At 42.7% G+C, this 23,298-nt stretch carries 19 protein-coding genes; 15 read left to right on the top strand and 4 right to left on the bottom strand.

Annotation, left to right across the window (positions count from 1 at the left end; translation table 11 throughout):
- Nucleotides 1–143 precede the first annotated feature (143 nt).
- The 5 genes from dnaG (at nt 144) to B5Y40_RS25505 (ending at nt 5,812) form a co-directional block, all read left to right on the top strand.
- Nucleotides 144–2,063: a DNA primase gene (dnaG, locus tag B5Y40_RS25525; protein ID WP_079689693.1), complete on the top strand. Its 1,920-nt coding sequence runs from the start codon at nt 144–146 to the stop codon at nt 2,061–2,063.
- Nucleotides 2,064–2,190: 127 nt separating this feature from the next.
- Nucleotides 2,191–3,414: a bifunctional 3,4-dihydroxy-2-butanone-4-phosphate synthase/GTP cyclohydrolase II gene (locus B5Y40_RS25520; RefSeq protein ID WP_079689692.1), complete on the top strand. Its 1,224-nt coding sequence runs from the start codon at nt 2,191–2,193 to the stop codon at nt 3,412–3,414.
- Complete coding sequence (locus B5Y40_RS25515) at nt 3,411–4,079, top strand: hypothetical protein (RefSeq protein ID WP_079689691.1); 669 nt, start codon at nt 3,411–3,413, stop codon at nt 4,077–4,079. The genes B5Y40_RS25520 and B5Y40_RS25515 overlap by 4 nt, the downstream gene beginning before the upstream one ends.
- A gap of 40 nt (nt 4,080–4,119) precedes the next feature.
- Entirely contained in the window at nt 4,120–4,965 is an 846-nt protein-coding gene (gene surE / locus B5Y40_RS25510; protein WP_079689690.1) for a 5'/3'-nucleotidase SurE, read from the top strand.
- A 7-nt stretch (nt 4,966–4,972) separates the two neighbouring features.
- Nucleotides 4,973–5,812, top strand: a complete 840-nt coding sequence (locus B5Y40_RS25505; RefSeq protein WP_079689689.1) for a sterol desaturase family protein — start codon at nt 4,973–4,975, stop codon at nt 5,810–5,812.
- Here B5Y40_RS25505 and B5Y40_RS25500 read toward each other — a convergent pair.
- Entirely contained in the window at nt 5,743–6,711 is a 969-nt protein-coding gene (locus tag B5Y40_RS25500; protein ID WP_079689688.1) for a glycosyltransferase family 2 protein, read from the bottom strand. The two genes, B5Y40_RS25505 and B5Y40_RS25500, sit on opposite strands and share 70 nt — an antisense overlap.
- A 204-nt stretch (nt 6,712–6,915) precedes the next feature.
- Here B5Y40_RS25500 and B5Y40_RS25495 point away from each other — a divergent pair, with 204 nt between their 5' ends.
- The gene (locus B5Y40_RS25495) at nt 6,916–8,484 is read left to right on the top strand and encodes an ArnT family glycosyltransferase (RefSeq protein ID WP_079689687.1); all 1,569 of its coding nucleotides are present in this window, start codon (nt 6,916–6,918) and stop codon (nt 8,482–8,484) included.
- A 20-nt stretch (nt 8,485–8,504) separates the two neighbouring features.
- Here the strand turns inward: B5Y40_RS25495 and B5Y40_RS25490 are convergent, their stop codons facing one another.
- Nucleotides 8,505–9,209 carry a phosphatase PAP2 family protein gene (locus tag B5Y40_RS25490; RefSeq protein WP_159453813.1) on the bottom strand — a complete coding sequence of 235 codons (705 nt, stop codon included), beginning with the start codon at nt 9,207–9,209 and terminating at the stop codon, nt 8,505–8,507.
- Nucleotides 9,210–9,476: 267 nt separating this feature from the next.
- On the opposite strand from B5Y40_RS25490, the gene B5Y40_RS25485 reads away from it, so the two are divergent.
- Complete coding sequence (locus B5Y40_RS25485) at nt 9,477–11,639, top strand: glutamine synthetase III family protein (protein ID WP_079689685.1); 2,163 nt, start codon at nt 9,477–9,479, stop codon at nt 11,637–11,639.
- A gap of 71 nt (nt 11,640–11,710) precedes the next feature.
- On the opposite strand, the gene B5Y40_RS25480 is transcribed toward B5Y40_RS25485, so the two are convergent.
- Nucleotides 11,711–12,136, bottom strand: a complete 426-nt coding sequence (locus B5Y40_RS25480; protein ID WP_245840784.1) for a response regulator — start codon at nt 12,134–12,136, stop codon at nt 11,711–11,713.
- Nucleotides 12,137–12,462: 326 nt separating this feature from the next.
- Between B5Y40_RS25480 and B5Y40_RS25475 the strand changes: the two genes are divergently transcribed.
- From B5Y40_RS25475 to B5Y40_RS25440, 8 genes are all read left to right on the top strand, one after another.
- Nucleotides 12,463–13,527 (top strand): fatty acid desaturase family protein, encoded by a 1,065-nt coding sequence (locus tag B5Y40_RS25475; RefSeq protein ID WP_079689683.1) that lies wholly within the window; start codon nt 12,463–12,465, stop codon nt 13,525–13,527.
- Nucleotides 13,528–13,589: 62 nt separating this feature from the next.
- On the top strand, nt 13,590–13,835 hold the full coding sequence (locus B5Y40_RS29995; RefSeq protein WP_245840781.1) for a response regulator: 246 nt from the start codon (nt 13,590–13,592) through the stop codon (nt 13,833–13,835).
- Nucleotides 13,801–14,040: a response regulator gene (locus tag B5Y40_RS29990; protein WP_245840779.1), complete on the top strand. Its 240-nt coding sequence runs from the start codon at nt 13,801–13,803 to the stop codon at nt 14,038–14,040. The genes B5Y40_RS29995 and B5Y40_RS29990 overlap by 35 nt, the downstream gene beginning before the upstream one ends.
- Before the next feature lie 68 nt (nt 14,041–14,108).
- A complete protein-coding gene (locus tag B5Y40_RS25465; protein WP_159453812.1) occupies nt 14,109–16,925 on the top strand; it encodes a PAS domain S-box protein in 2,817 nt (938 codons plus the stop codon).
- Between the two features lie 145 nt (nt 16,926–17,070).
- Nucleotides 17,071–18,120, top strand: a complete 1,050-nt coding sequence (locus B5Y40_RS25460) for a DUF4407 domain-containing protein (RefSeq protein ID WP_079690012.1) — start codon at nt 17,071–17,073, stop codon at nt 18,118–18,120.
- 289 nt (nt 18,121–18,409) lie between these two features.
- On the top strand, nt 18,410–20,521 hold the full coding sequence (locus B5Y40_RS25450) for a HEPN domain-containing protein (protein WP_079689680.1): 2,112 nt from the start codon (nt 18,410–18,412) through the stop codon (nt 20,519–20,521).
- Nucleotides 20,518–21,300 (top strand): uroporphyrinogen-III C-methyltransferase, encoded by a 783-nt coding sequence (gene cobA / locus B5Y40_RS25445; protein WP_079689679.1) that lies wholly within the window; start codon nt 20,518–20,520, stop codon nt 21,298–21,300. The genes B5Y40_RS25450 and cobA overlap by 4 nt, the downstream gene beginning before the upstream one ends.
- A 114-nt stretch (nt 21,301–21,414) precedes the next feature.
- Nucleotides 21,415–22,014 carry a precorrin-2 dehydrogenase/sirohydrochlorin ferrochelatase family protein gene (locus B5Y40_RS25440; protein ID WP_079689678.1) on the top strand — a complete coding sequence of 200 codons (600 nt, stop codon included), beginning with the start codon at nt 21,415–21,417 and terminating at the stop codon, nt 22,012–22,014.
- 52 nt (nt 22,015–22,066) lie between these two features.
- Here B5Y40_RS25440 and B5Y40_RS25435 read toward each other — a convergent pair whose 3' ends face one another.
- On the bottom strand, nt 22,067–23,260 hold the full coding sequence (locus tag B5Y40_RS25435; RefSeq protein ID WP_079689677.1) for an FAD-dependent oxidoreductase: 1,194 nt from the start codon (nt 23,258–23,260) through the stop codon (nt 22,067–22,069).
- Nucleotides 23,261–23,298 lie beyond the last annotated feature (38 nt).

Raw genomic sequence — 23,298 nt, 5'->3', positions numbered from 1 at the left:
GGGCGCAATTTAGATGGAAAGTCTGATAAGTCCATAGTACTATAATAGAGTCCGCAAACCTTATTCTGTTACAATAAACTCTTGCACCCGGACTATTTGACTTTGGCGGATTAAAGTATCTTTGCCCGGACAGCATTTTAAGAATGATCTCCCGCGAAACAATAGATGAAGTAAGGAGCCGTGTTGACATTGTTGATGTGGTAGGAGATTTTGTGTCTCTGAAACGTAGTGGCCAGAATTACAAGGCGTTAAGTCCCTTTACAAACGAAAAGACAGCATCCTTTTATGTCGTTCCTGCGAAAGGAATCTTTAAAGATTTCAGCAGCGGCAAAGGTGGCGACAGCATCACGTTTGTGATGGAGCACGAGGGAATGAGCTATATCGAAGCCATTCGTTATCTCGGCAAAAAATATGGGGTTGATCTCAAAGAAGAAGCCCGTACACCCGAAGATATTCTTCAGCAAAGCGATCGCGACAGATTGTATGCGCTGATGAACTATGCGAAAGATTATTATAAAGAGTCGCTCACAACATCCGAAGAAGGACAAAGTATAGGGCTGAGTTATTTCCGCGAACGCGGCTTTCATGATCGCACGCTTGAAAAGTTTGAGTTAGGCTATAGCTTGAATGAATGGGATCACCTGAGCAAAAAGGCTATGGGGATTGGCTATACCGATGACTTGCTGGAAAAGGCAGGCTTGATCGTGAAAAAAGAAGGCGGCAGGTTTTATGATCGCTTCCGCGGAAGAGTAATTTTCCCGGTACATAACCTTTCCGGGAAGGTGATCGCGTTTGGTGCGCGCATCCTCACGAAAGAAAAAGATCAGCCCAAGTATATAAATTCTCCTGAGACAGAGATATACCATAAGAGCAATGTACTCTATGGTATGTTCCAGGCAAAGAACGCCATTCGCAGAGAAGATTTTTGTTACATCGTGGAAGGCTATACTGATGTGATCTCCATGCATCAGGCTGATGTTGACAATGTTGTGGCTTCATCCGGTACTGCATTTACGGAGGAGCAGATCAAACTCATCAGAAGGTTTACTGAAAATGTTACGGTTCTGTTTGATGGAGATGCTGCAGGTATAAAGGCCGCCCTTCGAGGGATAGACCTGGTGTTAAAAGGTGGTTTGAACGTTCGCGTAGTATTGTTGCCCGATGGTGATGATCCGGACAGCTACTCCAAGAAAATGGGGAGCACCGAATTCAAGCAATACCTCAAATCACACTCAAAAGATTTTATCTCATTCAAGATCGATTTGCTTGCATCGGAATCGGTTCATGATCCTATAAAAAAAGCCGAAGCTATACGCGAGATCGTTACGAGTATATCGCTGATCCCTGATCCGATCAAACGCTCGGTCTATATCCAGGAAACAGGGCAGTTGCTAAAGATGCAGGAATCCGTTCTGCTCACCGAGCTTAACAAGATCCTGATCGGAGAACGTCAAAAGCAACAACAGGAGAAAACACGCAGCGATGCAAAAGCCCCTGTAGCAGATATACTTCCGGATGTGGCAACCGCTACGAAGCTTGATACGTCTGGTATGGTGCAGGTGCAGGAACGCGAAACGATTCGTTTACTGCTGAACTATGCCGAGAACGCGTATGATGATCAGCGCCTGATTGATTTCATGATGGCCGAACTGGAAGACGTTGAGTTTGTGAATCCGGTGTTTAAGGAAATTTACCTTGCTTTTCGCGAAGGAGCCGAGCGTGGTGAAGTACGCGATCCGCTATATTTCATGGAACATGGTTCTGTTACGGCACGCAACATGGTAGCCGAGTTAACCACTTCACGATATGAGACCAGTAAATCGTGGGGCGAAGAATATCATATTTACTTTCCGCACGAGCGTGAAATATTGCACGATGTAGCCTATACGAATGTGCTGCGTTTAAAATTCAGGATGATACAAAAGCTGATGGAAGAAAACCTGCAGCAGATGAAACAGGCTACAACGGAAGAAGACCTTGAGAAGTATTTTACGATTCATGAACAGTTGAAAGGGGCTGAAAAAGACCTGGCGGTGATACTGGGAATTGTAATTGCAAAATGATTTGGAACAGACTTCACGAAGTCTTTGTTAAAGAGAGCGAGATAAAAAGGCTTCCATTCACTAGCAGGAATGAAGCTGTAACAGAACGATTTCCTCTTCGCGGAAATCATAACGGGAACTATACAACATGAACGACATCAAATTAAACACGATCGAAGAAGCCCTTGAAGAAATCAAGAACGGTAAGGTAATTATAGTGGTGGACGATGAGGACCGCGAAAATGAAGGAGATTTTATTTGTGCGGCTGAATGTATTACTCCCGAGATCGTTAACTTCATGGCCACACATGGTCGCGGATTGATCTGTGCTCCCTTGAATGAAGATCGATGTGAAGAACTCGGCCTCGAATTAATGGTTGGTAAAAACACAGCGGTGTTTGAAACTCCATTCACAGTGTCAGTTGATTTGATCGGTCATGGTTGTACTACCGGAATTTCAGCGCACGATCGCTTTAAAACTATACGTGCCCTGGTTGATCCGGAAACAAAACCTGAAGAGCTTGGTAAACCCGGACATATATTCCCACTTCGTGCCAAGCGTGGTGGTGTGTTACGAAGAAGTGGTCATACAGAAGCTGCTATAGATTTCGCAAGACTCGCAGGCTTTAAGCCCGCCGGTGTATTGGTGGAAATCATGAACGAAGATGGTTCGATGGCGCGTCTGCCAGACCTGGTGAAGGTGGCAAAACGTTTTAACCTGAAGCTCGTATCGATTAAAGATCTGATCGAATACCGTTTGAAAAAGGAGTCGCTTATCAAACGCGAGATTGAAGTGGATATGCCAACGGAGCATGGTCACTTTAAATTAATTGCATACGAACAAACCAACACACTGGATGTTCACATGGCATTGGTAAAAGGTACGTGGGATAAAGATGAACCGGTGATGGTGCGCGTACACTCTTCCTGTGTAACGGGCGATATATTCGGCTCATGCCGTTGTGATTGTGGATCACAGTTGCACAGAGCGATGGAGATTGTTGACCAGGAAGGAAAAGGCGTAGTGCTATATATGAAACAGGAGGGAAGAGGCATCGGCCTGCTTAATAAACTGAAGGCATATAAATTGCAGGAGCAAGGATTGGATACCGTGGAGGCAAACCTCCAGCTTGGATTTGATATGGATGAACGCGATTATGGCGTGGGAGCACAAATTATTCGCGACTTGGGTATAACCAAAATCAAGCTAATTACGAATAACCCTAAGAAACGTGTTGGACTGATGGGCTATGGTTTGGAAATTATCGATAATGTTCCGATCGAGATTGTACCGAATCCACACAACGAACGTTATTTGTTAACCAAGCGCGACAAGCTTGGACATACTATATTGAAGGCGAGAACTAAATGATTGCATTGAAAGAAAAGAACAGAACATACTATCCGGAACGTTTGGCCTACACGCTGAAAATGTTCTCTTGTCTTGTATTGATTTCTACCGTTCTCTCTTTTCCTTCCAAAGCACAACAATGGCCGTTTGAACTCTGGCATGAAGGCAAAATTGTTTTGCTGCAGGGAGATACATTGAAGGGATTGGTAAAATACGATCTTCAACAAGACCTGCTGCAGTATAACTACCGCGATCAGAAAGTAGAGGCATACTCAGCACGCAAAGTGCTCTTCTTCGAAATATTTGATAACACCGTTCACCGTTATCGTCAGTTTTTTGCATTGCCCTTTACAACTCAGTCAGGTTACCGCGCCCCTATTTTTTTTGAATTGCTCGAAGAAGGGAAGATGACTTTGCTCGTACGCGAAGCACTCGAAAACAGAACCTATAGCTCTCCGTATTATGTTGGCTCCTATACACGCGTAGTGCTCGTCTATAAATATTTCTTTATGGAAGAGGATGGTGATATAGTGGAGTTCAACGGCAACAAAAACGACTTGCTTGATTTGATGGGCAAGCGTGGCGAGGAAGTAGAGAAGTATATGAAAACGAATCACCTGAAGTACGATGAAAAGTACGACCTGGCGAAAATTGTGGCATACTATAACTCACTCTTCGGTACCTGAACTATCTTTACGCACTATATATTAATATTCACACTTCAATATGCCCCGACCTCTTATTTTAGTTTCCAACGATGATGGAATCACTTCCAAAGGAATTCTTACACTGATTAATGTTATGAAAGAATTAGGCGATGTACTCGTAGTCGCGCCTGATAGTCCGCAATCCGGAATGGGACATGCCATTACAGTAGGGGAGTCGTTGCGTTTGGAAGAGAACCTGGTGTTTAAAGGTGTGAAAGCGTATCAATGTTCAGGTACACCGGCCGATTGCGTAAAGATGGCCAGACACTTTGTGTTGAAGGGCCAGCGTCAACCCGATGTTGTTGTCAGCGGCATCAACCACGGAAGTAACACTTCTATCAGTGTGCTATACTCTGGCACTATGTCCGCAGCCATTGAAGGTGCTATAGAAGGAACTCCTGCGATTGGTTTTTCACTGTGTGACTATTCACATGATGCAGACTTCTCGCATACCGAAGAATATATAAAGAAAATTACCAAACAGGTTTTGGATAAAGGTTTGCCGAAAGGAGTAGCATTAAATGTTAACTTCCCTCCCAAGCAAAGCCAACCGCTGAAAGGCGTTCGCATCTGCCGTCAGGCCAATGCAAAATGGGTTGAAGAATTTGATCAACGCTTTGATCCGAATGGCCGCCGGTATTTCTGGATGGCCGGAAGTTTTGTTAACTTCGACAAGGGTGAAGATAACGATGAGTGGGCTATAGCAAACAACTATGTTTCGGTTGTGCCTTGCCAGTTCGATCTCACCGCACACCAGGCTATATCTATACTCAATGAAGAATGGGAGATCCTCGACCGTTCGGAACAAACTGAAGTAAGCGAGTATCGTATACCCGGAGCAGAAGATGGATTGAAAATTCAATAAACTATAGATGAACACGGATTGGTTAACCGGCAATAAAAATCCCTACATGTTATTCAGCGTTATACTGCTGCGTTACATGATTATTGCTTCGGTTGCTTTTCTGATTTACTACGTGATTAAAAGAAGAAGCTGGTTTGCGTTGAAGATACAACAACGCTTTCCGGCCGGCACAGACTACTGGCGCGAGATTTTATTTTCCGTTCTAACGTCATTCATCTTTACAGCGATTGGCTTTATTGTTTTTGTTTCTCCGATCGCACGCTTTACACAGTCCTATTACAATATCAATGAATACGGCATTGTATACTTTATTGGAAGTATATTTCTGATGATTGTAATACACGATGCTTACTTTTATTGGACACACCGATGGATGCATGGTAAACGTGTTTTTAAATGGTTCCATAAAGTACACCACCTGTCGACCAACCCGTCACCATGGGCGGCATTTTCATTTCACCCGCTGGAAGCCGTGATCGAAGGGAGTGTTATTGCCTTCATGGCTTTCATATTTCCCGTACACCCGTTGGCCATAGGTATATTTCTGTTGTTTATGATGACCTATAATGTATATGGACATTTAGGCTACGAGCTCTATCCGAAGGGATTTTCAAAAAGCAGGGTAGGCAAGTGGATCAATACTTCCATTAATCATAATATGCATCACCAGCATTTTCATGGAAACTATGGACTATATTTCCTTTGGTGGGATCGCTGGATGGGTACGCTGCAAGCCGGATATGACGACCGTTTTGATGAAGTAAAATCGCGTACACTTCAAACCGATACTTCCTCTTCTAAAATGCGCGAAGGTCTTGAGCCTGTAAATACTTCCCGGATAGTATAAGTCTTTTTGTTTTGTGACTCATAGTACGTTCGCATGATCAGCTCTGCGATAAGTCCAAATGTTAAAAATTGTATACCCGCCAGTATCAGTGAAGCACCAAGAATTAAGATAGGCCTTCCCCATATATCTTGCCCCATAATCTTTAAGACCAGGAGATAGAAATTTATCGCGAAGCCTATCAGAAACGATATGATTCCAATGGGGCCGAATAAATGTATAGGTCTTCTGAAGTACTTTTGAAAGAATACCATCAGCATCAAATCGCTCGCAACTTTCAAGGTGCGTCCAATTCCGTATTTTGATTTCCCATGGATTCGCGCATGATGATTTACATCCATGTCTGCAATCTTTCCACCTTGTAACACAGCAAGTATAGGAATGAAACGATGCAACTCTCCATACAACCCGAGGCGTTGCGCGATGTCACGGGTAAATACTTTTAGTGTACAGCCGTAGTCACGGATGAAAACTCCGGTGAGGTTACGGATCATACGGTTTGCTATTCTGCTGGGTATTCTGCGCCATAGCAAACCATCCTGTCTGTTTTTTCGATTGCCTGCTACTACATCCCAACCTTCACTTTTTAACTTCATCAACATAGCCGGTATATCGCTGGGATCGTTCTGAAGATCACCATCCATAGTAACTATATATTCGCCTTGTGCATGATCGATACCTGCTGCCATTGCAGCAGTTTGTCCGTAATTGCGATTGAAGGAAACAAGTTTTGTTCGGTGATCAGCTTCCGCTTTGATTTTGGAAACTGTGGAATCTGTAGATCCGTCATTCACCAGGATCAACTCATAATCATAATGTGTAAGCGCTTTACGGATAGCGGCAAACAGAGGGCGGATGTTATCCTCCTCGTTCAGTAAGGTAATAACTACCGATAGTTCCATGATACAAATTAACGAAGCTTGTGTTGCTCAGACTTTATAACGCGATTAACATTTCATGAAGATAGCTTCACACCGGCTTAACAGGCTACATCTTTTTTTAATCTAAAATTGCACTGGTGTAAATATGCTTGTCCTGACTTTTACAAAGGATGGGTACATGATACGTAGCCTGGTACAATCTATATTATAGTTAAAACATTTTGAATGAATAAAAATCTCGTGCTGCTGCTTGCGCTGGCTGCGGTAGTATATACTGCTAATATATGGGGGACTTCTATCTATATACTTGACGAAGCCAAAAATGCCGGCTGTGCCATGGAAATGTATCAACGCGGAGATTGGGTAGTACCCACGTTTAATGAAGCGCTGCGTACGGATAAACCACCGCTGCACTATTATTTTATGAAGGCAGGATTTAGTATAGTGGGAATAACACCGTTTGGCGCCCGTATATTCTCATCTGTAATGGGCATTCTTACGGTATTGGTCGTATTTCTTTTTTGCAGAACAATGATTCATGAAGATGCTGCCTTTTATGCAGGCATGATACTGGTGTCTTCATTGCAGTTGGCCGTTCAGTTTCATTTGGCGGTGCCTGATCCTTACCTGATCTTTTTTATGACACTGGGTTGGTTAAGCTTTATATATGCTTATGTGGAGAAGAAGCATAATTACTACTATATATTTTATGCTGCAATAGCCTTGGCCACATTGGCGAAAGGTCCCGTGGCGGTTATATTCTCTGGTTTGCTTGTACTGATTTTCCTGTTCGCACAACGTAACTTTAAATGGAAAACATTGATGCAGCTAAAACTATTTCAGGGTACATTGCTTTTTCTGGTGATTGTACTGCCTTGGTATATAGCGGTAGGTGTGGAGACACAAGGAGCATGGCTCGAACAATTTTTCTTCAAGCACAATGTAAATCGCTTTACATCTTCCATGGAAGGCCACGGAGGATTTCCACTTGCATCCGTTGTCATTGTGATCGGAGCGTTAATGCCGTTCTCATTCTTTTTCCCACAAGCGCTTAGAATGATCTGGAAAGAGCAGCGGAAAGACGCATTTGTTCAGTTTTGTTTTATAGCCATGACGGTCGTTGTTATCTTCTTTGCTTTCTCCCGCACTATACTTCCCAGCTACCCGGAGCCGGCTGTGCCTTTCTTTGCTATACTACTCGGTTACTTTTTTTATTGGGTGCAGAAGAAAGGGAAGGTCAAGCGTCTTAAGCTTCGAATCAATGCCCTGGTATATTTAATAATAGCGTTAGCGATTCCTTTCGGTGTGTGGTTTGCTTTACAGGCCGAGAGTAATCTTAAAGACCTTTCCAGTTTGGCAGTCTATTTTGTACTCCTTCCTTTAGGGGCCGGTGCAGCCCTGGTATATCTCTGGAAAAAAGACCTTGACACAGCGCTCTATATCTATACCCTCACGGCCGTAGTTTTTCTGATGATCTTTTTTTATAGCGCTTTTCCTGAAATTGATGAGCGCAATCCGGTTACGCAAAGTGTTGCTCATTTCAACCAACACACTGAAATACCTGTTGTAGGATATAAGGATTTCAATCCTGCCTATATATTCTATTTTCAGAAACCTGTAAATAAAATTGAAACACCGGCAGCACTTCACGATTATGCCAATGCGCATGATCAATTCTACATTGTAACACAAAAGCGACATATAGCTGAACTCGCTGGTGAAAACTTTCAGGTGGTGTATGAAGGTAAAGACCTCTTTGAGCGACCGGTTACGGTGTTGCTGAAGAACCGGTGATATCAGTATATAGTTTTATTTTATCGTTTCACCTTTAAACGTAGTGTTTGAGATTTATGGTTGGTGAAGGCAGAGGGTATATTCAGCTTTCGATTCATCCACGCGGGTAAGGTGTTGAATTCTACAATCTGCCAGGCTATATATGTTGTAAACGAACCAATTACGGCACCAGCGGCTACATCAATCAGGAAGTGTTGTGCAAGGTATATCCTGGAGTATCCTACCAGCGTAGCAAGGAGTAAAGCAAAAATTCCAATCACCTTATTTCGCGATAGCAAGGCAAGGAACAATGCTGCACAAAATGCAGTAGCAGTATGTCCCGAAGGAAATGAATTGGCATTGTGTACATCTATACCGGATACAAAATGGATGAGGTCATCTCCTAAAAACTTTCGTGGTCGCTCAAGTCCCGGAAACAAAAGACGCTTGAATAAACTGATTAGCAGACCGTGGGCAACTGAAGCCGCGACCGCAGCAATCGCATACCGAAAGCGAATGAACAATGCCAGAAGCGTAATCGGTATAAAGATCAATCCGTCACCGAGGTTAGTGATCGTTTTGAAAAACGAATCGAGCCAAACAGTATAGTGTCCGTTGATCCATAGAACATCCATTCCTTTATCAACGCATAGTGAAGCTATAAATAGGAAGATCAGAACCAGTCTATAGGGGCGGGTGATGGAAAGTTCGGAGGCAATGAATGAAGTTTTTACGGGCTTTGTCATTTGCCCCCAAACGTAAGTCATGTATAAAAATCAGAGGTAACGGCTAGTTGAAACGTGGTTTAAGAAAAAGTGGATTGTGTGTTAAAAACACAGGCTGGAATTAACGCATTGGTAAATCAGAATTTAAAAAAATTACCGCGTTAGTTTAAAAATTAACCAGTTGCAAACGTGTTCTTAACAAAATGTTAAAATTATGGGTTGATTTTGAGTCCTGTCTCAAAAAATACAATAGATTTGAACAACTACAACAAAAAATTTCGACCACCTATGGCGCAACTACGATTTGAAGCTCTTAAAAAATTGAGCGAACGTACTCGCGTGCATGCAGATCTACCCAGCACGAACGTATCCAAATTTTTTGGAGAGAATGTGTATGGTCCGGAGCAAATGCGCGCTACCCTGGCCCCGGCACTTTATAAGAAAGTAAGCCAGGCTATTAAGAACCACGAAAAAATTGATGAAGTAACGGCCGATGCAGTAGCATCTGCAGCGAAAGCCTGGGCAATGGCCAAAGGCGCAACTCACTTCACACACTGGTTTCAACCTATGACGGGTGGAACTGCTGAGAAGCATGATTCATTCTTTGATGCACTTGCCGGCATTGAAAGATTTAAAGGAAGCGAATTGGTTCAACAAGAACCGGATGCATCTTCATTCCCAAGCGGTGGTATCCGCAGTACATTTGAAGCACGTGGTTATACAGCATGGGATCCTACATCACCAATGTTTGTATATGGCCGCACACTTTGTATCCCTACTGTATTTGTTTCCTATACTGGTGAAACATTGGATACAAAAGCTCCTTTGTTAAAAGCATTAAAAGCAGTTGATCTTGCAGCGACTAAAGTTTGCCAACTTTTCGATAAAGATATTCAACATGTAGTGGCATCGTTGGGTGCTGAACAAGAGTACTTCGTAGTAGACAAAGCTCTCTTCGATGCTCGCCCTGATCTCGTGATGGCGGGCCGCACCGTATTCGGACATGCTCCTGCACGTGGACAGCAAATGGAGGATCACTACTTCGGATCAATTCCGTCACGTGTTTATGATTTCATGAAAGACTTTGAAATCGAAGCATGGAAGTTGGGAATCCCGGTACGTACACGTCACAACGAAGTGGCTCCAAGCCAGTTTGAAGTAGCACCTTTATTTGAAGAAGTAAACGTAGCCAACGATCACAATCAGTTGATGATGGATGTGATGGGACGCGTAGCCGATCGTCATAACCTGAGAGTTCTCTTCCATGAAAAACCTTTCGCAGGTTTGAACGGAAGTGGTAAACATAACAACTGGTCATTGATCACTGATACAGGTGTAAACTTGTATGCTCCTACCAGCAGTGCTCGTGACAACCTCATGTTCCTTACATTCTTTGTAACAACCATTAAGGCTGTACATTCTTACGGTGACTTGTTGCGTGCAAGTATAGCTACTGCAGCGAACGATTTCCGTTTGGGTGCTAACGAAGCGCCTCCTGCAATCATGTCTGTGTTCATCGGTTCACAAATGACCGCTGTACTGGATGAGCTTGAGAAGAAAGGAAATGTAAAGATCGAGAAAGGTGATAACATGTACATGAAGCTTGGTATCGATCAGATCCCTGAGATCATACTTGATGCTACAGATCGTAACCGTACATCACCATTCGCATTTACAGGAAATAAATTTGAATTCCGTGCAGTAGGTGGAAGCGATAATTGTGCTGTTGCCATGACTGCTTTGAATACAATTGTTGCAGAACAGCTTGATAAATTCTTTGCTGCTGTAAACAAGCAAATCGAAAAAGGTGAAGAGAAGCGCCTGGCGATTGTAAATGTACTGCGTGACTATATTAAGGAATCAAAAGACATCCGCTTTGAAGGTGATGGATATTCTGATGGTTGGGTTGAAGAAGCTGCTAAGCGTAAACTTGGTAACGTAAAAAACACACCACGTGCACTGGATGCATACCTTACTAAAGAGTCGCTCGATTTATTCGAGAAGCACGAAGTAATGTCGCACAAAGAAACAGAAGCACGTGTGGAGATCAGACAAGAGGCCTATATGAAGCGTGTTCAGATTGAAGCACGTGTTATGGGAGATCTTGCTATGAACCACATCGTTCCAACTGCGATTGCTTACCAGACAAAGTTGATTGAAAACGCAAATGGTCTGAAAGGACTTGGTGTTGACAACGCAGCAGTTGTTCAAACGATTCGCGAAATCTCTGGCCATATCGACACCATTAAGAACGGTGTACGCGCAATGGTAGAAGATCGTAAGCGTATCAATAAAATTACAGATACACATAAGCGTGCGGTAGCATACTGTGATGAGATCAAAGAAAAATACTTTGATTCAATCCGTGATGCTGTAGACAAACTCGAGTTGCTGGTGGACAATGAAGATTGGCCTTTAGTAAAATACAGAGAGTTGTTGTTCTTACGCTAAGAAAGATACCTAGTTAGCTTACACCTAAACCTGTGAACACAGACCCTGGCATTTGCCGGGGTTTGTTATTTTCAGACGTGTGGATATTTACAGAGACGCCAGTATTCCAGGATCGCTTTCAGCGTAATTTCAATTTCATCGAAACTCTGTCCTTTTAGAAAGAAGCCTTGTACATGCAAGTCGTATGCTTGTTGTACCTGGTCGCGGCTGGCCGCAGTAGAAAAGAAAATGAAAGGAATGCTTTTCAGTTTGAGTGCCTGATCTTCATTTATTTGCTTACGCAATTCAAGTCCGTTCATCAACGGCATATTTATATCGCAAAGTAATAGAAAAGGATTTTCCTCTGAAGTCTTGAGATACTCAAGTGCTGCATGCGCATTATTGAAAAAAATAAGCTCGTTCAGCGTGTTTAGCTTCTGGAAGATTTTTCGGAAAAAATAATGATCATCTTCATCGTCATCTATAATAATGATCGGCTTATTTGACAAGGTTTTCAATGGGGTCTTAAATTAACATTACTATCAAAATAGCATATTGACTCAAGTAAAAATATATGCCACGGCTTGAACCAGCATCCATTCGACTGAAGGCATTTTTTAGCTATGAATCAAAAATAATATAAATAAACTTAATGTCTTGGCCAGGTATTATAGAGTGTGGCGTTTATCTTCCAATTCCCCGCCGTATCCAGAGTCAAATTATTAAGTTGAGTAAAATTTTACTCTCTTTGAAGACTTTGAGTTAGGAACGAGGTGCTTTTGGGTAAAAATGTAAAACCGCAGAGAGTATCATTAACTTTAATTATAGGCAAAAAACATCGCGCATGAAACCAGTAGTAAGAAGTCTTACATTAGGGGACCCTGTTTTTTTATCTGACAATACCTATACAGCATTCGACCGGTTCTGGCTCAAAATTATAAAGGACGAACGTGATCTTCCTTTTATTTACCTCACGCTTCGGATAACATTTACAATGTTGCCGATAGCGGTGTTACTATATATGCCATTTATCACGGGCTGGGTATGGTGGTTTTTTGCTATACTATATATAATCTTTAATAATTTTATATTCAAAGGACCGTTTGGTCTGATGTTGCATTGCACAAGTCACCGGCCACTTTTTAATCAGCAGTATGCATGGCTTAATAGATACCTTCCCTGGATCATCGGCCCCTTATTTGGGCAGACTCCCGAGACGTACGCAAGCCACCACTTGGCTATGCATCACCGGGAAAATAATTTGGAGAATGATTTAAGTTCAACCATGCATTATCAACGCGATAGCCTCCGTGACTTCCTGCTATATTTCAGCCGATTCTTTTTTACCGTGATACCATCGCTCGCATGGTACTTCAATGAACGTAGTCAACTGGCCTTACGGAATAGAGTTATTCGCGGTGAACTCGCTTTTTTCGGAGTATGCGCATTGCTCTGCCTGGTAAGCTGGCAGGCAACAGTAATGGTGTTTTTATTACCGTTGCTGATCTCAAGAATTATCATGATGGTAGGGAACTGGGCGCAGCATTCTTTTATTGATGAAGCCGACCCTGAGAATTTTTATAAAAACAGTATCACCTGTATCAATACACCTTATAACCATAAGTGCTGGAATGATGGTTATCACATCAGCCATCATATAAAACCAAGCATGCATTGGACACTTCATCCCGAGCATCTGCAAACAAATTTACAGGCATATGCTGATAACAAAGCATTGGTTTTTGAAGGCATTCATTTTCTGCACATCTGGTGGTATCTGATGAAGAAAGACTATACCAGGCTTGCCAAACATGTAGTAAACATTCACGGTATATTTGCCTCTGAAGACGACATCATTGCATTAATGAAAGGCAGGACACGGAAAATAAAAAGAACAGTAACGACATAACTATATTTCACATTGGTATAAACATCGGTTAGATATCTATCTATAAATTTGTATTTTAAAACATGACTATAGCCCAAGCGAAATCCATTTTTCTGGCAGACGATGATGATGACGATTGTTTGCTGTTTCAGGATGCACTTCGTGAGATTTGTACCCGTACTCAGCTCACTACTGCCAAAGATGGAATGGAATTGATGGGTAAGCTGGAAGAGACTGTGCCTCCGCCTCCCGATGTTATATTTCTGGATCTGAATATGCCCCGTAAAAACGGGTTTGAATGCCTCGAGGAAATACGGAGAAACGCATAAGCTGAAAAATATTCCAGTCGTTATTTTTTCAACATCTGCACAGAGCGATTCTGTAGATAAAGTATATGAATCCGGAGCAAATTATTATGTGCGCAAGCCGGGGTCATTCGCACAATTGAAAATGGCCATACAACAGATCTTGTCCATCAACTGGGGTGAGCATACAAATCATACACCAAAAGAGAAATTTCTTCTCGCATTTTAAAACGATTTTCACTTTACGGGGTTTAGGTGTGAGAAGTTTTCTTGCATGAACACAACCCAGGTATGGATATGGCAACATTGGAATTCGAGCAGATTAAGACAAGGCATATTTTGTTTAAGATCAGGTTGCAATCTGTGATTAAAGGTTCCGCTATAGATGACACTTCTCTGGGCTCTCATCACTTGGCTACCATTGAAAAATGGATTCATGAAAAAGCTGAACGCTATATACATATAGCTGCTGTTTCGGAGCTTGAAAGAGTTCATGCTAAAATTCAGGAATGCGCAGAGAAATTAATTGCACTATATAAGAACAGTATAACAGAAGAGATAGGTGAAGTGCTTTCACAACTGGAAGTATTGACTGAAAAATTTAGTGAGCTTCTCGAAACAGTTGAAAAAGAAATTAAAGCACAGGATGCAGAGGCTTCTGGTATACCTGCAATTCCCAAGGAAATAACGATAGGATATCAGGAACTTTTAGAGTTACATGAACTCATTCAGAAACAAGATGAGTTGGTGCGTGCTCACAAAATAAATGAGCAGCGTGCACGCGATGAAGTGCGCGGGACTGAAAACAAATTTCGAAGCACGGTAATGCAAGCACCAGTAGGTATTACTATTTTAAGAGGACCCGAATTTGTTATAGAGCTTGCCAATGAAACGTATTTGCAAATTGTTGACCGGCATGAAAACGATTTTGTGGGGAAGCGTTTGTTCGATGCGTTGCCAGAAGTAAAGACCGCTGTGGAGCCTTTGCTGAATGAAGTGTTGCAAACCGGGCGATCCTATTATGGTAATGAGTTTGCCGTAAACCTGAAACGTTTTGGGAAGATTGAGAAATCATATTTTTCCTTTGTATACCAGGCCTTACGCGAGCATGACGGAAGAGTGAGCGGTATCATCGTGGTCGCTACGGATGTGACCACACAAGTTGAAGCACGATATGCTTTGCAACAAAGCGAGAATCAGTTTAGAAACCTGGCAGCTCAATCGCCAATTGCTATGGCTATACTGAAAGGTAAGGATTGGATTATAGACATGGCGAATGAATCCCTCTTGAAAAAGCTGTGGCGTAGGAAAGCGCATGAGGTATACGGGAAAAAATTGATGGATGTATTTCCCGAGTTGAAGGATCAGCAGTTTCCTGCTCAACTCAACGAAGTATATAACAGCGGAAGAGCCTACAAAGAAAATGAAGCGGTCGCATATATAGATGGGAAAGATGGTACGCGGAAATTCTATCTTGACTTCGAGTATGCTCCTTTATTTGAGACGGATGGAACTGTATCTGGTATCATGGTCACGGTTAGTGATGTTACCGAAAAAGCAGAATCGCGGCAGCAAATCAAAGACGCTGTAGAACGATTATCGCTTGCAACGGAGGGGACACAGCTTGCTACATGGGATCTTAATTTAGTCACCTTCGATATCATCTATTCAAAAAGACTCCTCAAGATTTTTGGGTACGATGAAGATAAAATTCTTACTCATCCGGAAATGCGAAGCCATGTTCATCCGGACGATATACATTCCGTGGTTGAAAAAGCTTTTGAGAAAGCACTCTTAACGGGTATATATTACTACGAGGCTCGCATTATACGTCCTGATAAATCGGTGCATTGGATTCGTACGCACGGAAAGGTAATCTTTGATATACACCATGCCCCCGTTCGAATGCTCGGTACCATGATGGATGTAACGGAGGAGAAGCGATATAAACAGGCCATCGAAGAGAGCGAGCGTAAATTCAGGATGTTGGCGGACTCGATGCCTCAATTGATATGGACTGCAGATGCACAGGGAAATCTAAATTACTTTAGTCAATCTGTGTTTGACTACGCGGGTCTGACGAACGAGCAATTAATGAATGAGGGATGGCTTCAGATCGTTCACCCGGATGATCGTGAAGAGAACGTTCGGCTATGGAAAGATGCATTGGCCACGGGCAAGCCATTTATATTTGAGCATCGTTTCCGAAGACATGATGGTGTATATAGATGGCAATTGAGTCGCGCTACACCACAAGTTGATGCGGATGAAGTAATACAGATGTGGGTCGGTACAAGTACCGATATCAACGATCGTAAATTATTTATTGATGAGTTGGAGCTACAAGTACAACAGCGAACCAGAGAGCTGCATCTTACAAACGAAAATCTGATCCGGTCCAATTATGAACTCGCGCAATTTGCCTATGTAGCAAGTCATGATTTGCAGGAACCGCTGCGCAAAATTCAAACCTTCGTTTCACGTATCGCAGAGAGCAAAGAGAGTAGCTTTTCTGCAAAGGATAAAGATTACTTTAATCGCGTGCAGAATGCCTCTGGAAGAATGCAGCAGCTTATCCAGGATTTACTTTCTTTTTCCCGCACGAATGCATCTGAATCACATTTTGAAATAGCTGATGTCAATGCTATACTTCAAAATGTTCTAGAGCAGCTGGCAGAAACAATGGATCAAAAAGGCGCAGTTATTAATTTTTCATCCTTACCAACGGTTCGAATCATTCCATATCAATTCGAACAACTCTTTACAAACATTATTTCCAACGCCTTAAAATTTTCAAACCCGGAAATTGCGCCACGCATAGATATAGCCTGCTCCACAGTATCTTCAGAAACGATCCAGCATTCCGTGGGAGAAACCACAAGCACATACTATCAGATTGCCATTACCGATAATGGTATCGGCTTCGATCCACAATTTAGTGAACGCATTTTTCAGGTTTTTCAACGCCTTCATGGGAGAAATGAATATGAAGGTACAGGCATCGGTCTGGCGATTTGTAAAAAAATTGTGGAGAACCATCACGGATTTATAAAGGCGATCGGTGAACCAGGCAAAGGAGCTACGTTCTTCATTTATATACCCGCTACCGCATGATAAATCGTACAGCGGTGTGTTCACATCTGTACAATTTATATCTTTGTTGCACCCTCCAGTTTATTTAAATCAGGTTTCCGCAGATGGCATATTAATTGGGCTGCGAAATAACAATAACAACATTCTACTCGCGTTAAAAGTGTACATGCAAAAAATAACAACCTTCTTTCTGCGCTGCTCCGGTGCAGACCTGTCTATACTGAAAAAATGCTCTTCTGAAACCAGCAAGTATGCTGGTATAGGCGCTACGATTTTCTTTACAGGATTATTTGCAGCCATGTCTGGCGCGTACGCGCTATATACCGTTTTTGATAATGCCTGGATTGCCACAGCATTTGGTATACTCTGGGGATTAATGATTTTTAATCTTGACCGGTATATCGTTTCCAGTATGCGGAAGGAAGGGAAAACCGGGAAAGAGTTGCTGATCGCAACACCCCGTATACTCCTGGCAATTCTGATTTCTATAGTGATCGCCAAGCCTCTTGAATTAAAGATCTTCGAAAAAGAAATAGAGCCTGAACTCATTGTAATGGAGCAACAGAAATACAGTGAGCAGGAAGCACAAGTACGATTCCGCTTTCAAAGTACACAGGATAGCATCAAACGTGCCGTTGCCGGTTTGCGGCAAGAGCTTGCAGCCAAGGCATTAAAGCGTGATGAGCTGGTGCGCATTGCGCGCGAAGAAGCAGATGGAACAGGAGGGAGCAAGAAGAAAAATCTTGGCCCTATATATAAAGTAAAGAAGGCTGATGCTGATGCAGCAGAGGCAGAGCTTGCAGCATTAACGGCTCGCAACCAGGCTCGTATAAATCTTTACGAAAAGAGTTTGTCAAAAAGCGATTCCATGCAACACCAGGAAATGATCGCGTTGGAGAAAAGCCGGATGAACGGACCGGCTGCGCGTATGGAAGCTCTCAGCAGGATTACGGAAGAAAGCAGTGCCATGGCGTGGGCACATTGGTTTATCATGCTGCTGTTTATTGCCATCGAAACAGCCCCGGTTTTTGTAAAACTTATTTCCAACAAAGGTCCATACGACAATCTTTTGAAAGTAGAGGAACACCAGTTTGTGGTACATGAAATTGAAGAACTGGCCCGTATGAATACCCAAGCAAAGGAAAAAACAGCCAATTATCCGCAGCATGAGCGTACTTTTATAGGCGACCGCCTGGATGCCGAGCTTGGTGGCTAATGACCGTTAGAACAACTAAATAATTTTTTTGAGGTGATTGATTTGATTTTAAAATCACATACCCTACTTTCGTAGTAGATTAATGACCATGATCACCACCACCAACTGCATGAAGATGAAAATTTACGCAACAAAGAAGTGTTGCTGTAAACATCTGCTGAGTGCAGGAATAATGGATACGTAATGGTTTCAGACAAGATTTAACTTTCAGAACATAACGAGCCTTTCCTGCAAATCGGGAAAGGCTCTTTTCTTTTAACGCATAACCGAACAAACAGCCCTTAGCCATATGCAAAGCTTTCGCACTGAACTTGAAGATTTGAACAACCCGGTAGTAGCGCAGGACATTCTTGACCTGGAGAAGAAGATACGTCTTTTCCGCGAGGGCAAGATTGATAGTGATAAGTTTCGAAGCCTTCGATTGGCACGTGGAATTTATGGACAGCGTCAGTCGGGCGTGCAGATGATTCGGATTAAACTTCCGCTCGGTCGCGTTACTACAAAACAGTTGCGCAGAATAGCAGATATATCAGACGAGTATGCGAGTAAGAATCTTCATGCTACTACGCGCCAGGATATACAGATACATTTTGTGAGCCTCGATCGTACGCCTGAGTTGTGGGCCAAGTTAGAGAAAGATGATATCACCACGCGTGAAGCGTGTGGTAACACCGTGCGTAACATCACAGCATCAGACCTCGCAGGTATAGATCCGAATGAACCATTCGATGTATCTCCATATGCACAAGAAATGTTCCGGTACTTTTTGAGGAACCCGGTGTGCCAGGAGATGGGACGTAAATTCAAGATTTCGTTTTCATCCAGCGATGATGATACTGCTTTTAGTTTTATACACGATCTCGGATTCATTCCGAAAATTGTAGACGGTAAACGTGGCTTCAAAGTAATGATTGGCGGAGGACTGGGTGCAAATCCAACCCTTGCGTTAACAGCTTATGAATTTTTGGAAGAAGATCAAATCATTCCTTTTACAGAAGCTGTACTTCGTGTATTCGATCGCTATGGTGAACGCACGCGCAGAATGAAAGCACGTTTTAAATTTTTACTGGACGACCTCGGTCTTGAAAAGATTATGGCGCTGGTAGAAGAAGAAAAACAGGCGGTGAAAGTTCAGCAATATACTATAGATCTTCATACACTTCCTGAGCCTGTACTTCCGGAAGCTATACCAACTGCTGAAGCAGTTATTACGAATCCTGATAAATACGATCGCTGGTATAGAACCAATGTGATCAAACAAAAACAGGATGGCTTCTTTGGAGTATATGTAAAGCTTCCACTGGGTAATATGTCGTCAAACCTCGCGCGCGAGTTTGCAGATATAGTAGATACATATGCAGCAACAGAACTTCGCATTACCGTAAATCAGGGATACCTCATTCGCTTTGTTCGGCCTGAGGCATTGAAGCATCTCTATGTAGCACTTGACAAACTGGCGTTGGCAGAACCTGGTTTCGACAGTGTTGCTGATATCACAGCATGTCCTGGCACAGAATCTTGTAACCTTGCTATATCTGATAGTACACAGATCTCACTGGCTCTTGAAAAAGTTATCAGAGAGGAATATCCGGAAATGGTTTTCAATACGGATATCAAGATCAAGATCAGCGGTTGCCCGAACTCGTGCGGTCAGCATGGACTTGCCGGTATAGGTTTACATGGTAGTACTATAAAAGACAAGCAGGGCAAAGTATTGCCGGCACTGGTAGTATTATTAGGGGGTGGTAAATTAAAAAATGGCGAGGGTATAATTTCAGACAAGATCCTGAAGATCCCAAGCAAACGCGGACCGCAAGCGTTGCGTATTTTGTTTGATGATTACGAAGCAAACAGCCTCGAAGGAGAATATTACCATGACTACTTCAAGCGTATTGGAAGAAACCACTTCTATACTATATTGAAACCGTTGGGTGATCTTACGAGTGTGGTGCCAACAGACTATATAGATTGGGGAGAAGAACATAACTTCATTCTGCATACAGCAGTGGGAGAGTGTGCTGGTGTGATCATCGATCTCGTAGCCACTTTGTTCTACGAATCTGAAGAGAAGTTAGAGTGGGCAAAGGAAGCGCTGCGTGATGCACATTATGCAGATGCTATATACCAAAGCTATAGCGCATTCATCAACACTGCAAAAGCATTATTGCTTACGCGTGATGTAAAACCAAGTACACAGATTCAGGTGCTTCTCGATTTTCAACAGCATTTTGTGGAGACCGGTCTTTTTCAAATGCCGGTAAACTTCAGAGAGCATGTATTGCGTATCAATAAGAATGAACCTACTGAAGAATTTGCGATCGCCTATCTGGAGGATTCTAAAAAATTCCTCGAAGATGTAATGGCGTATCGGGCTATCGGTAATGAAGTAGTAGCGAAATGATCGAGACAATTTCCATATTGGAAAAAGAACCACGGCTTACGTTGGTAGGAGCAGGGCCTGGTGATCCTGAGTTGATCACGGTAAAGGCTATAAATGCGCTCAAGAAAGCCGATGTGGTTTTATATGATGCATTAGTATCAGCTGAAATATTGGAGTGGATTCCCAAAGGTATCCCTGCTTTCTCAGTAGGTAAGCGTGCCGGCGAACATTCATACAAGCAGGAAGAGATCAATGACCTGATCGTTGACTTTGCTTATCGCTATGGCCATGTAGTGCGGTTAAAAGGAGGAGATCCATTTGTATTCGGCAGAGGTTCAGAAGAAATTGAATATGCTGAAGCACATGGTATACATACCGAAATTGTACCGGGCATCAGCAGTGCTATAGCAGTTCCTGCCTCCCTTAAAATCCCTGTAACAGCACGTGGCATCAGCGAAAGCTTTTGGGTCGTTACAGGTACAACCAAAGCAGGTGCTATATCCGGAGATATAGCATTGGCAGCACAGTCTACTGCCACCATCGTTATACTCATGGGCCTTTCTAAAGTCGAAGCCATCATGGAAACTTTTGCTGCACATGGCAAATCAGATACACCGGTAGCCATTGTACAGAATGGATCGCTGCCGAATCAAAAAAGTGTAATCGGAACTGCAAGTTCCATTGCATCGTTAGCTGCTGCGAATGAAATCAGTGCTCCAGCCATCATCATCGTAGGCGAAGTAGTGCGTTATGCACAAGCACTTGAAAAGGTGGTGCTCGCAGCAAAGTCGATGGCGTAGCCTCTATATCTATAGTATAGATTCACTCTGAAATACAATCACAAAACAGAATAACATAAAACTTATAATAATGTCTTACAATAATTGTCTTACTCTTAACACTTAAAAAACGTCATGGAACGCAACAATCTCTTTCCCGTTTTCCTGAAACTTGAATCACTAAGCACCCTTATTGTAGGGGGTGGTAATGTTGGGTTGGAAAAACTCAGCGCAGTGCTAAAGAACAGTCCGGCAGCCAACGTCACCATCGTGGCGCGTAATATTCAGGAACCGATTAAAGAGCTTGCACGAAAACATGCGCACGTTAAGTTGGAAGAGCGTAATTTCAAGTTGTGGGATCTGTGGGATAAAGACCTGGTAATTCTTGCCACCGACAATCGTCAGCTTCATGAAACCATCCGGAAATTTGCCCGCACGCGTAAGCTGCTCATCAATGTGGCAGACACTCCTGACTTGTGTGATTTCTATCTCGGGTCAGTAGTAACAAAAGGTAATTTGAAAATAGGTGTTTCCACCAATGGAAAATCGCCAACAATCTCAAAACGGATTCGCGAGTATTTGGAAGAAGCTTTGCCTGAAGACACAAACGACCTGTTAAATAATATGCAGAAGATTCGCGAGCAGATCAAAGGAGACTTCAGTCATAAAGTGAAAGTATTAAACGATATCACTACTTCATTCCTGGAAACAGGAACTACACCGGTTAATCCGTAGCAGATATATAGCGTAAGCTAAACGGGTTCATATATACTATATGAACCCGTTTTTATTTTAACTTTCTTCTGAAAATTTGAGGAGGCGTTATTTTTCCAGCAAAACTATTTGCGACTAATTCACCTAACGCGGGTCCGTGTTTGAAGCCATGGCCTGAACCACCTCCTAATAAGACTATATTTGCTGCTTGCGGATGAATTTCGAAGATGAAGTTACCATCGGGTGAATTCTCATAAGGACATACACGGCTTTCAATAAGTGGAGCATCCTTCAAGTCAGGAAAACGATGTGCTATAAATTCGCGCGCTTTGGTTAATACTTCTTGTGTAATGCTTCGTTCGCCCGTGGTCGGATCAAATATAGCACCGCGGATATCAACGCCGATCTTGAATCCACGATGCGCGTTACCGGCAATGCCATAATAAAAATCTTTTCCATCGACATCTACCCACACCGGGAAATTTTCATAGTGTGAAGCATCCTGTGCGGGCACTCCGAAATAGTATACTTCCTGCTTTGTACACGTAATGACATCACCTAGCACATGGGGAAATATTTTGCCGAGCCAGGATCCACAGGCGAATAAGTAGACATCAGCCTGAAGTGTAGCACCATTGGATAAAGTGATCGCATCAAGCTGCTGATTAGAAATATTGCCTGGTACGACTTGCGCATGTATATATTCTCCGCCTTCCTTTATAAACTGATCTTTCACAGCCTGACACGATTCGCGTGCCTTCAAATATCCACCATGTGGATCAAAGTAAGCATGGTGTAAGTCATCCGCATATATAAATGGAAACCGTTTGACAAGCTCAGCACGCGAAAGTAATTCGTACTCCATACGATGTTTTTTTGCAAATGAAATGGAGTCGTCTACAAGAGGTGTTGTATCTTCATAACAAAACCAGAGTACACCTGTATTGTAAAAGAGCTTTTTATCGAAGAGCTTTTCATTCTCCTTCCACAAGCTGAGTGCACGGACGTTCAGATCAAAGTATATTTCATTCGCACCGTAAGTAGATCGGATCACCCGTGTTTCGTCACCCGAGCTTGCACGTGAATTACCAGGCCCCCATGCATCTACTAACGTTACGCTATATCCTTGTCGCAATAAATACAAAGCAGACCAGCCTCCGAATGCACCTGCACCAATAACAATAACCTTCGAGCCAGCAGAAAATGTTGGGAAGCTCGTACTACTTGTTTTCGCAGAAGATGAGGGAGCAAACGTATTAAGAGACATTAAACATGTTTAAGTGTCCTGGTATATACGGTATATAT

This window comes from Ohtaekwangia koreensis, assembly GCF_900167975.1.
GTDB classification, from domain to species: Bacteria; Bacteroidota; Bacteroidia; order Cytophagales; family Cyclobacteriaceae; genus Ohtaekwangia; species Ohtaekwangia koreensis.
The sequence above is the reverse complement of the archived record's forward strand: the minus strand, read 5'-3'. Positions and strand labels throughout refer to the sequence as shown.

What these genes read in the sequence shown, in the direction of transcription:
- B5Y40_RS25435 (WP_079689677.1), bottom strand. Translation starts at nt 23,260, where the DNA reads ATGTCTCTTAATACGTTTGCTCCCTCATCTTCTGCGAAAACAAGTAGT.
- B5Y40_RS25465 (WP_159453812.1), top strand. Translation starts at nt 14,109, where the DNA reads ATGGCAACATTGGAATTCGAGCAGATTAAGACAAGGCATATTTTGTTT.
- B5Y40_RS25500 (WP_079689688.1), bottom strand. Translation starts at nt 6,711, where the DNA reads ATGGAACTATCGGTAGTTATTACCTTACTGAACGAGGAGGATAACATC.
- B5Y40_RS29995 (WP_245840781.1), top strand. Translation starts at nt 13,590, where the DNA reads ATGACTATAGCCCAAGCGAAATCCATTTTTCTGGCAGACGATGATGAT.
- B5Y40_RS25485 (WP_079689685.1), top strand. Translation starts at nt 9,477, where the DNA reads ATGGCGCAACTACGATTTGAAGCTCTTAAAAAATTGAGCGAACGTACT.
- B5Y40_RS25440 (WP_079689678.1), top strand. Translation starts at nt 21,415, where the DNA reads ATGGAACGCAACAATCTCTTTCCCGTTTTCCTGAAACTTGAATCACTA.
- B5Y40_RS25505 (WP_079689689.1), top strand. Translation starts at nt 4,973, where the DNA reads ATGAACACGGATTGGTTAACCGGCAATAAAAATCCCTACATGTTATTC.
- B5Y40_RS25460 (WP_079690012.1), top strand. Translation starts at nt 17,071, where the DNA reads ATGCAAAAAATAACAACCTTCTTTCTGCGCTGCTCCGGTGCAGACCTG.
- B5Y40_RS25475 (WP_079689683.1), top strand. Translation starts at nt 12,463, where the DNA reads ATGAAACCAGTAGTAAGAAGTCTTACATTAGGGGACCCTGTTTTTTTA.
- cobA (WP_079689679.1), top strand. Translation starts at nt 20,518, where the DNA reads ATGATCGAGACAATTTCCATATTGGAAAAAGAACCACGGCTTACGTTG.
- dnaG (WP_079689693.1), top strand. Translation starts at nt 144, where the DNA reads ATGATCTCCCGCGAAACAATAGATGAAGTAAGGAGCCGTGTTGACATT.
- B5Y40_RS25515 (WP_079689691.1), top strand. Translation starts at nt 3,411, where the DNA reads ATGATTGCATTGAAAGAAAAGAACAGAACATACTATCCGGAACGTTTG.
- B5Y40_RS25495 (WP_079689687.1), top strand. Translation starts at nt 6,916, where the DNA reads ATGAATAAAAATCTCGTGCTGCTGCTTGCGCTGGCTGCGGTAGTATAT.
- B5Y40_RS25520 (WP_079689692.1), top strand. Translation starts at nt 2,191, where the DNA reads ATGAACGACATCAAATTAAACACGATCGAAGAAGCCCTTGAAGAAATC.
- surE (WP_079689690.1), top strand. Translation starts at nt 4,120, where the DNA reads ATGCCCCGACCTCTTATTTTAGTTTCCAACGATGATGGAATCACTTCC.
- B5Y40_RS25490 (WP_159453813.1), bottom strand. Translation starts at nt 9,209, where the DNA reads ATGACAAAGCCCGTAAAAACTTCATTCATTGCCTCCGAACTTTCCATC.
- B5Y40_RS25450 (WP_079689680.1), top strand. Translation starts at nt 18,410, where the DNA reads ATGCAAAGCTTTCGCACTGAACTTGAAGATTTGAACAACCCGGTAGTA.